1 protein-coding gene is annotated in these 11,298 nt (G+C 74.3%); it reads left to right on the top strand.

Annotated features, from left to right (window positions below; all coding sequences use genetic code 11):
* Positions 1-45 precede the first annotated feature (45 nt).
* Positions 46-11,280, top strand: a complete 11,235-nt coding sequence (locus HFV08_RS27285; RefSeq protein ID WP_168543124.1) for a type I polyketide synthase — start codon at positions 46-48, stop codon at positions 11,278-11,280.
* Positions 11,281-11,298 lie beyond the last annotated feature (18 nt).

Raw genomic sequence — 11,298 nt, 5'->3', positions numbered from 1 at the left:
CCGGAACCCCTGGACCGCAGGGACGCCGGACTGGAAAGGAACGCAATGTCCGAGGACGTAGCCAAGCTGCGGGACTACCTCAAGCGCGTCACCGTGGACCTGCGCAAGGCCAACCGGCGTCTTCAGGAGGTCGAGAGCCAGGCGCGTGAGCCCATCGCGATCGTCGGCATGGGCTGCCGCTTCGCGGGCGGCGCGGACTCGCCCGAGGAACTGTGGCAGCTGCTCGCCGAGGAGCGCGACGCGGTCGGGCCGCTCCCCGCCGACCGGGGCTGGGACCTGGACCGGCTCCTCGCCCCCGGCACCGGCCCGGAGGCGGGCGCGCCGGTCACCGAGGGCGCCTTCCTCGACGATGTGGCCGGTTTCGACGCGGAGTTCTTCGGGATCGCACCCCGTGAGGCCCTGGCGATGGACCCGCAGCAGCGCCTCCTCCTGGAGACCGCCTGGTCCGCCCTGGAGCACGCGGGCCTGGACCCCTCCGCGCTGGAGGGCGTCAAGGCCGGGGTCTTCGTCGGGCGGAACTACCACGAGTACGGCGCGCCGATGATCCAGGCGCCGGAGTCGGTACGGGGCCACCTGGTCACCGGCGCGGTGGCGAGCGTGGCCTCCGGCCGGGTCGCGTACAGCCTGGGCCTGTCGGGTCCGGCGGTCACGGTCGACACCGCCTGCTCCACCTCCCTGATGGCGGTACACCTCGCGGTGCAGTCGCTGCGGTCCGGGGAGTCGGACCTCGCGCTCGCGGGCGGTGTCGCGGTGATGTCCTCGCCGGGCACCATCGCGGAGTTCACCAAGCAGGGCGCGCTCGCCGCCGACGGCCGGTGCAAGGCCTTCGCGGCCGAGGCGGACGGCATGGGGCTCGCGGAGGGCGTGGGCGTCCTCGTCCTGGAGCGGCTGTCCGAGGCACGCCGCAACGGCCACCGCGTACTCGCCGTCGTCCGCGGCTCCGCCGCCAACCAGGACGGCGCGAGCAACGGACTCGCCGCCCCCAACGGCCCCGCCCAGCAGCGCGTGATCCGCGCCGCCCTCGCCGCCTCGGGACTCACCGCGAAGGACGTGGACGCGGTGGAGGCGCACGGTACGGGGACGAAGCTCGGGGATCCCATCGAGGCGCAGGCACTCCTCGCCACCTACGGGCAGGGCCGTCCCGAGGACCAGCCCCTGTGGCTGGGCTCGGTCAAGTCGAACATCGGGCACACCCAGGCCGCCGCCGGGGCCGCCGCGCTCATCAAGATGGTGCAGGCCCTGCGGCACGGCACCCTGCCGAAGACGCTGCACGCCGAGACGGCCTCACCGCATGTGGACTGGGAATCCGGCGCGGTCCGGCTGCTCACCGCCTCCCGCCCCTGGCCGAAGGGCGAACGCCTCCGCCGGGCGGCCGTCTCCGGCTTCGGCATCAGCGGCACCAATGTGCACGTCCTCCTGGAGGAGGCCCCCGAGGAGGAGCCGGCGCCCGCCTCCGAGGCCCCCGAGGACCAGCCGGTGCCCGCCGCCGAGGCCGCCCAGGCGACCCCGGCAGGCGACGCCCCGTACACCGTCTCCCTGTCCGCCAAGCAGGACAGCGCCCTGCGCGCCTACGCCGCCCGCCTGCACACCCATCTCACGGACCACCCCGAGCTGGCAGCCGCCCAGATCGCGGACACCATGGCCGTCCGCCCCCGCTTCGCCCACCGTGCGGCCGTGATCGGCACCGGCCGCGACGAGCTCCTCGCCGGTCTGGCAGCCCTCGCCGAGGGCTCCCCGCACAGCAACGTCGTCACCGGCACAGCTCGCGAGGGCAAGACCGTGTTCGTCTTCCCCGGTCAGGGCTCGCAGTGGGTGGGAATGGGGGTCCAACTCCTCGCCACCTCCCCGGTGTTCGCCAAGTCCATGCAGGAGTGCGCCCAGGCGCTGGCGCCGTTCACCGACTGGAACCTGCTCGACGTACTCGACGACGCCGACGCGCTCGCCCGCGTCGATGTCGTACAGCCCGCCACCTGGGCCGTCATGGTCTCCCTGGCCCGCTGGTGGCAGGACCACGGCATCCACCCCGACGCCGTCATCGGCCACTCGCAGGGAGAGATCGCCGCCGCGCACATCGCCGGAGCGCTCAGCCTTGAGGATGCCGCACGGGTCGTCGCCCTGCGCTCGAAGGCGCTTACGACGCTGGCGGGTACGGGCGGCATGATGTCCCTCGCCCTCAGCGCGGAACAGGCGGGCGAGCTGATCTCGTCGTACGGAGACGACCTCCACCTCGCCGCCCTCAACAGCCCCACCTCCACCGTCGTCGCCGGAACGACCGAAGCCCTGGACGCGCTCCAGCAGCACTGCGAGGCGGAAGGGATTCGACACCGCAGGATCCCCGTCGACTACGCCTCCCACACACCCCTCGTAGAACCACTCAAGGACCAACTGGCGGCACAGATAGGCGAGCTGACGCCCCGCCAGTCCGACATCCCCTTCTACTCCACCGTCACCACCGAACCCGTAGACACCACCACCCTCACCACCGACTACTGGTTCACCAACCTCCGCACCACCGTCCACTTCAACCCCACCGTCCAGCGCCTCCTCAACGACGGACACACCCACTACATCGAAACCAGCCCCCACCCCGGCCTCACCACCGCCATCGAAGAGACCGCGGACACCCACACCCAAGCCACCACCCACCCCACCCTCCTCCGAGGCGACGACACCCCCACCCGCCAACACCACGCCCTCGCCCACGCACACACCCACGGCCTCACCCCCACCCAACCCACCAACCAGCCCACCACCCACCACCCCGACCTCCCCACCTACCCCTTCCAACACAAGCGCTACTGGCTGGCGCCGCTCACCGGGGCGACCGGTGGCGACGAGCACCCCTTCATCGACGTGACGACGGTGCTCGCGGACGGCGACAGGCTGGCGGTCACCGGACGGCTGTCGCTCCGGACGCATCCGTGGCTCGCCGATCACGCGGCGCTCGGCACCGTGCTGCTTCCCGGAACGGGCTTTGTGGAGCTGGCACTTGCCGTAGGGGCGCGCGTCGGCTGCGAGGGGATCGAGGAGCTGACCCTGGAGGCTCCGCTGCGGTTGCCCGCGACCGGCACCGTGGAGGTACAGGTACTGGTGGACGAGCCCGAGGACACGGGCCGCAGGGCGGTACGCATCCTCTCCCGCCCCGAGGACACGGCCGGGCTGCCCTGGACGCCCTGGACCCAGCACGTCACCGGCAGCCTGGTCTCCGGCTCCGCCGCACCGGCGGCCGTCGAGCCGGGTTCGGATACCGATCTGAGCGTCTGGCCGCCGACCGGGGCCGAGCCCGTGGAAGTGAGCGGGCTGTACGGGGAGTTGGCGGCCGCCGGGCTGCAGTACGGGCCGGCGTTCACCGGCGTACGGGCGGCGTGGCGGCGCGGGGCCGAGGTCTTCGCCGAGGTGGCACTGCCCGAGGAGGCGGCTGCCGGGGCGGAGCAGTTCGGGATCCACCCGGCGCTCTTCGACACGGCCCTGCATGGTGTCGGCCTCGGGCGCTTCTTCGGTGACGGTCCGGGGCTGGACGGGGCCCGGCTGCCGTTCGCGTGGAGCGGGGTCCGGCTGGACGCGGTCGGGGCCTCGGCCCTGCGCGTACGGCTCGCGCCGACCGGTACGGACGCACTGACGGTCACCCTCGCGGACACCACCGGGCGACCGGTCGCCTCCGTGGACTCGGTGGTGGCCCGGCCTGTCACCGCAGGCCAGTTGGGGAGCACCGGCAGCCCGGCGGACGCGCTCTACCGCCTCGACTGGACTCCCGTACCGGCACCGGACCCGTCCGTCTCCGCGCCGCCCGTGATCCGCTACCCGGACCACCACGATCTCCCAGGCGACCGCGATCTCCCCGACCACGCAGAGGCCGAGACCCCCGAGAACCCCGAGAGCTCCGGCGCAGCCGCGGGGCTCGACGCGCTCGGGGGCCTCCAGGGTCTTGAAGTCCTGCGGTCTCTCCCCGAGTTCCCGCGAACGGTGCTGCTGGATCTCCGCCCGGAGTCCGGTACCACCACCGGGATCGAACCGGGCGCCGCCGCCCCCACCGCGACGCTTCACCGCGCCCTGCGTACCGTCCGGGCCTGGCTGGCCGACGAGCGGGCGACGGCGGTGAACGCGCGGCTGGTGGTGCTGACCAGGAAGGCCGTCGCGGTGACGGCGGCGGAGGTGCCCTGCCTGGAGGCGGCTCCGGTGTGGGGGCTGCTGCGTTCGGCGCAGACCGAGCAACCGGGGCGTTTCGTGCTCGTCGATGTGGATGAGGATGAGGACGGGGATGGAGAAGGGGGCAAGCGTGAGGGTGCGGCCGTCCGCGGTCAGCAGGTCGTCGGCGCCGCCCTGGCCATCGGTGAGCCTCAACTAGCCGTCCGGGGCGGCGAGTTCCATGTCCCGCGCCTGGTGCGGCACCGCCCGGAGACGACGGAACCGGAAGCCTCGGCGACCCGACCCGTCCGCTGGGACCCGGAGGGCACGGTCCTGCTCACCGGCGGCACCGGCACCCTGGCGGGACTGCTCGCCGCGCATCTGGTCCGCGAGCACGGCGTACGCCATCTGCTGCTCGCCAGCCGCAGCGGTCCGGACGCCGAGGGAGCGGAGGCGCTGCGCGAGCAACTGACCGCGCTCGGCGCCTCGGTGCGGATCGCCGCCTGTGATCTGACGGACCGTGAGGCGACCGCGGCACTGCTCGCGGGCATCGGTGCCGCGCATCCGCTGACCGCGGTGGTGCACACGGCGGGCGTCGTGGACGACGCGATGATCACCTCGCTGACCGCCGGGCAACTCGACCGTGTTCTCGCGCCGAAGACCACGGCCGCGCTCCATCTGCACGAGCTGACCCGTGAACTCCCCCTCGACGCCTTTGTGTTGTTCTCCTCGGCCGCCGCGGTCCTCGGCGGGGCGGGCCAGTCGGGCTATGCGGCGGCCAATGCCTTCCTGGACGCCCTCGCCCGGCACCGCAGGGCCGAGGGGCTGCCCGCGCTCTCGATGGGCTGGGGCCTGTGGGAGCGGCGCAGCGGGCTGACCGGCGCGCTCGGCCAGGCGGATCTGGCGCGGATCGCCCGGGGCGGGGTCGCACCGCTGGCCGACGAGGAGGCGCTGGCCCTCTTCGACACCGTCTGCGCGGACACCGGAGCCGAGCCGGTGCTGCTGCCCGTCCGGCTGGACCTCGCCGCGCTGCGCACCGCCACCGAGGCCCCAACCGCGCCCGTACTGCGCGGACTTGTCCGTACCCCGGGGCGGCGGGCAGCTGCCCGTGCCACGGCGGGCGAGGCGGGCCTGCGCGAGCGGCTCGCCGCGCTGGCCGGGGCGGAGCGCGCGCGGGCCGCCCTCGATCTGGTGCGGGGGCAGGCCGCCGCGGCGCTCGGCCACGGTTCCGCGGACACGGTGGCGCCCACCCAGGCCTTCAAGGAACTCGGCTTCGACTCGCTGATGGCCGTGGAACTGCGCAACACCCTCGCCGCCGCGACCGGCCTGCGGCTCCCGGCGACCCTGGTCTTCGACCACCCCGACTGCCAGGCCCTCTCCGCCTTCCTGCTGGGCGAGTTCGGCCTCACCGCGGACTCCGGAGCCTCGGGCGGCCCGGGTGTCTCCCGTGCGGCGGCACCCGTACGCCCGGCCGAGTCCGGCGGTGCCGAGGAGCCCCTCGCGATCGTCGGCATGGCCTGCCGCTACCCGGGCGGGGCCAGCACTCCGGAACGCTTCTGGGAACTGGTGGCGGGCGGCGAGGACGCGATCGCCGAGTTCCCGGTCGACCGGGGCTGGGACCCGGCCGAGCTCTACGACCCGGACCCGGACCGGGCCGGCAAGTCCTCGGTGTGGTCCGGCGGATTCCTGTACGACGCGGCCGACTTCGACCCCGCGTTCTTCGGTCTTTCGCCGCGCGAGGCCCTGGCGATGGACCCGCAGCAGCGCCTCCTGCTGGAAACCGCCTGGGAGGCCGTCGAGCGGGCGGGTATCGACCCCACCTCGCTGCGCGGCAGCAGGACCGGGGTCTTCGGCGGCGTGATGTACCACGACTACGCGGCCCGGGTGCCCACTCCCCCGGCCGACCTGGAGCCCTACCTCGGCAACGGCAGCGCGGGCAGCATCGCCACCGGGCGGCTCGCCTACACCTTCGGCTTCGAAGGCCCTGCGGTGACCGTGGACACCGCCTGCTCCTCCTCCCTGGTGGCCCTGCACCTGGCGGGCCGCGCCCTGCGCTCCGGGGAGTGCGATCTCGCGCTCGCGGGCGGGGTGACGGTGATGTCGGCGCTCGGCGCCTTCGTGGAGTTCAGCCGCCAGCGCGGGCTCTCCGCCGACGGCCGCTGCAAGTCCTTCGCCGCCGCCGCGGACGGCACCGGCTGGGGCGAGGGCGCGGGCATGCTCCTGGTGGAGCGGCTCTCCGACGCGCGCCGCAACGGGCACCGGATCCTCGCCGTCGTCCGCGGCACCGCCATCAACCAGGACGGCGCCAGCAACGGCCTCACCGCCCCGAGCGGCCCCGCCCAGCAGCGGGTCATCCGGGCCGCCCTGGCGGACGCCGGTCTGACCACGGCGGACGTGGACGCGGTCGAGGCGCACGGCACCGGCACCACGCTCGGCGACCCGATCGAGGCGAGCGCCCTGCTCGCCACCTACGGGCAGGACCGTCCCGAGGACCAGCCGCTGTGGCTGGGCTCGGTCAAGTCGAACATCGGGCACACCCAGGCCGCCGCCGGAGTCGCCGGAATCATCAAGATGATCCAGGCCCTGCGGCACGGACAGCTCCCCGCGACCCTCCATGTCGACGCGCCCAACCCGGCGGTGGACTGGGAGGCAGGCGCGGTACGCCTGTTGACGCAGCCGCGCGACTGGCCGCGTACCGATGTGCCGCGCCGCGCGGCCGTCTCCTCCTTCGGCGCCAGCGGCACCAACGCGCATGTGGTCCTGGAGGAGGCCCCGGAGCCCGTGTCGCCCGCGAGGACGCCCGAGCCGCCCGCCTCGCCCCGCGCCGAGGCCGTCCTCTGGCCGCTCTCCGCCCGCACCCCGGGTGCCCTGGCGGCGCAGGCCGGGCAGCTCACCCGCTTCCTGGACACCGCTCCGCGCCCGGAGCCCGCCACGGTGGCCCGGGCCCTGGCCACCCGCCGCGCGGCCATGGACCACCGCGCCGTCGTCCTGCACGGCGACCCGGAAGCCCTCACCGCCCTGGCCCAGGGCACCCCGCATCCCCATCTGGTCACCGGAACGGCCGCCCAGGTACCGGGCAAGGTGGCGTTCCTGTTCTCCGGTCAGGGCAGCCAACACGCCGGTATGGGACGGGAGTTGTACGAGGCTTTCCCGCTGTTCGCCGCGGCCCTCGACGAGGTCGTAGCCGCCCTGGACCCGGAGTTGGCCTCCCGCCTGACCGCACACACCACGCTGCCCGTCGTCCCCCTACGGGAGGTGATGTTCGCCCAGCCCGACACCGAACACGCCGCCCTGCTCCAGCAGACCGCCTACACCCAACCCGCACTCTTCGCCCTGGAAGTCGCCCTCCACCACCTCCTGGCCCACTGGGGGATCAGTCCAGATCTCCTGCTCGGGCATTCACTGGGGGAGATCACCGCCGCCCATCTCGCCGGAGTTCTCGACCTGCACGATGCGGCCGTCCTGGTGACCACCCGGGCCACCCTCATGCAGGGCCAGCCCACCGGCGGAGCCATGACCGCCCTCCAGACCACCGAAGACGAGACGACCGCGAGCCTTCCGGCCGACGGGACGGTGACCATCGCCGCCGTCAACGGGCCTACCGAGACAGTGATTTCAGGCGACCACGACGCAGTCCACACCCTCGCCGCACACTGGGCCTCCCAAGGCCGCAAGACCACCCACCTCCACGTCAGCCACGCCTTCCACTCCCCCCACATGGACGGCATGCTCGACACCTTCCGCACCACCCTGCGCACCCTCACTTTCCACCCGCCGGTGACATCCCTGATCTCCAACGTCACCGGCGAGTTGGCCACCACGGCAGAACTCTCCGACCCGGACTACTGGGCCCGCCATGTCCGCAGCACGGTCCGCTTCCACCACGGTCTTCGCACCCTCCACACCCACCACACCACCACCTACCTCGAACTCGGCCCCGGCCACGCCCTCACCCAACTAGCCACCCACGCACACCACTCCACCCCCGACTCCGAAACCCGCCAGACCACCGCCCTCCCCCTCCTCCGCCGCAAACAGCCGGAGGTCCGGTCGCTGCTGACGGCGCTGGCCACGCTGCACACCCGGGGGATCAGCCCGGCGTGGGAGACGCTGCTTCCGGCTTCGGGCGAAGGGCCGGACGAGTGGGTCGAGTTGCCCACGTATCCGTTCCAGCGCCAGCGGCTGTGGCTCGACGCCCCGCCCCCGGCCGCCGCCGACCCGAGTGGGCTCGGGCTCGTCCCCGCCGCGCACCCCTTCCTCGGTGCCGTGGCCGAACTCGCGGGCGGTGAGGGCCTGTTGTTCACCGGCAGGCTGTCCCTGCGGACGCACCCCTGGCTCGCCGACCACAGCGTGGGCGGCACCGTGCTGCTGCCGGGCACGGCCCTGCTCGAACTCGCCCTGCACGCCGCCGCGCGTACCGAGGCGGTGACCGTGGCCGAACTGGCGCTGCGGGCCCCGCTGGTCCTGCCGTACGCGGGCGCGGTGCGGATACAGGTGACCGTCGGCAAGCCCGACGAGCGCGGGCAGCGGCACCTCACCGTCCACTCCCGGCCGGAGGGCGAGCACACGGAGGCGCCCTGGACCCGGCACGCGGAGGCCGTCCTCAGCGCGCCGCAGCCGGAAGAGGCCGGTACGGCGGAGCAGGCGCCGGGGGCCGGGGGCTCCGTATGGCCGCCGGAGGGGGCGCGGCCCGTACCGGCCGAGGCGCTCGCCGGGCAGCCGGACGAGGCCACCGGGCTGAGCTACGGCCCGTCCTTCCAGGGGCTGCGCGCCGCCTGGTGCCAGGGCGGGGAGGTGTACGCGGAGGTGGTGCTGCCGGACTCGGCCCTCGGCGGCGGCGAGGGCTTCGCCGTGCATCCGGCGCTGCTCGACGCGGCGCTGCAGGCCATCCGGCACGGCGAGTTCCTGGCCACGGGGCAGGACGGCGAGACGGCCTTCCTGCCGTTCAGCTGGAACGGCGCCCGCCTGCACGCCTCCAGGGCCACCGCGCTGCGGGTGCGGATCGCCCCGGCCGCGGGCGAGAACGCCGTCCGGGTGGAGATCACCGATCCGGCGGGCGCCCCGGTGCTGTCCATGGAGCGGCTCGCGCTGCGTCCGGTGGATCCGGAGGGGCTGCGCGCGCTCGGGGACCGTTCCGGAGCCGCGGACGCGCTCTACCACACCGAGTGGTTCCCGCTGCCGGGCCGGAGCGCCGAGACGGCGCCGGGCCCGTGGGCGGTGCTCGACGCGGGCGACGGTTCGGTCGCCGCCGAGGACAGCCTGATCCGCGCGCTTGAGGCGGCGGGCGCCCAGGTGCGGCGGATCCCGGAGGTGGAGGCCGCCGCCGGGACCGCCGAGGCCGCTGAGACCGGGGCGAACGGCACCGATACCGCCCAGGTGGTGGTCTGGGTACAGGACGACCCGGAGGCGGCCGATACGGCTGCCGACGGGACGGATGTCCTGCTGCGCACCCTGGAGACGGTGCAGCGCTGGTTGCGCGAGGACGGCTTCGGAGACCGCCGTCTGACCGTCCTCACCCGGGGTGCGATCGCCCTGCCCGGGGAGACGCCGAATCCGGCGCTGGCCCCGGTGTGGGGGCTGCTGCGCTCGGCGCAGGCCGAGCACCCCGGCCGCTTCCTGCTCGTCGACGTCGACGGGCAGGAGGAGTCGCTGCGCGCGCTGCCCGCGGCCGTCGCCTGCGGGGAGCCCCAACTCGCCGTGCGCCGGGGCCGGTTGAGCGTGCCCCGGCTCGCCCCCGCGCCGAACCGCCCCACCGGCGCGAAGGAGACCGCGGCGCCCGCCCCCGAACTGGGCGGCGGAACCGTCCTGATCACCGGCGGCACCGGCACCCTCGGCGCGCTGGTCGCCCGGCACCTGGTGACCGCACACGGGGTACAGCACCTCCTGCTCGCGGGCCGGCAGGGACCGTCCGCCCCCGGTGTCGACGAACTCACCTCCGAGCTGGTCGAGTTGGGCGCCCAGGTCACCATCGCCAGCTGCGATGTGAGCCAACGGGCCGAACTCGGCGCCCTGTTGGCGACCGTCCCGCCGGAGCATCCGCTGACCGCGGTCGTCCACACGGCGGGGGTGGTGGACGACGCCCTGATCGGCTCGCTCACCCCGGAGGCGGTACGCCGGGTGATGGCACCGAAGGCCTCCGGCGCCTGGGCACTGCACGAGCTGACCCGTGAACTGCCGCTGGCCGCCTTTGTGTTGTTCTCCTCCTTCGCCGGTACGGCGGGCTCGCCCGGGCAGTCCGGTTACGCGGCGGCCAACGCCTTCCTCGACGCCCTCGCCGGACACCGCCGGGCAGCGGGCCTGCCCGCGCTCTCCCTCGGCTGGGGCCTGTGGGAACCCGCCTCCGGCATCACCGCGGGCCTCAGCACCGCCGACCGCGCCCGGATCTCCCGTACCGGCGTCGCGGCGCTCTCGGCGAAGGAGGCCCTGGCCCTGCTCGACGCCGCGCTGCTGACCGGCGGGTCCGCGCTCTCCCCGGTCCGCCTCGACCTGCCCGTACTGCGGGCCAAGGCCGCCGCGGGCACCCTGCCCCCGCTGCTGCGCCAGCTGGCCCCGGCCCCGCAGGTACGGACGGTCTCCCCCGCGGAGGCCGCGTCAGAAGCCCCGGCACAGGGGCTCGCGGAGCGGCTGGCCACGCTGCCGGAGGCGCGGCGGCGGGCCGAGCTCCTGGACTTCGTCCGCAGCCGGGTGGCCGCCGTGCTGGGCCACCCGAACCCGGTGGGGATCGAGGCCGAAGGCGCCTTCCAGGACCTCGGTTTCGACTCGCTGACCGCCATGGAGCTCCGCAACCGGATCCAGGAGGAGGCGGGTGTGCCGCTCCCGGCCACGCTGATCTTCGACTTCCCGACCCCGGCCGCCGTCGCCGCCGAACTGGCGGAGCGACTGGGCGGCGCCGCCGCGGGCCAGGAGGAGGCGCTGCTCGGCGAACTCGACCGCCTGGAGGCGAGTTTGGCGGCCGCGGCACAGGGCGGCGCCGACCGCTCCCGGATCGGGGCGCGGCTGCGGACCCTGCTGTCGCGCTGGAACGAGGCGGACGCGGCGGGCGGGACACCGGACGAGGCGGTGCCGGAGCCCGAAGCGGCGGCCGGTCGCCCCGGACTCGACGAGGCGACGGACGAAGACCTGTTCACCATGGTGGAAGACTTGAGGAACTCCTGACATGACTACAGCCAACGA

This window comes from Streptomyces physcomitrii, from assembly GCF_012273655.1.
GTDB lineage: Bacteria > Actinomycetota > Actinomycetes > Streptomycetales > Streptomycetaceae > Streptomyces > Streptomyces physcomitrii.
This window is presented reverse-complemented; position numbering and strand designations above follow the sequence as displayed.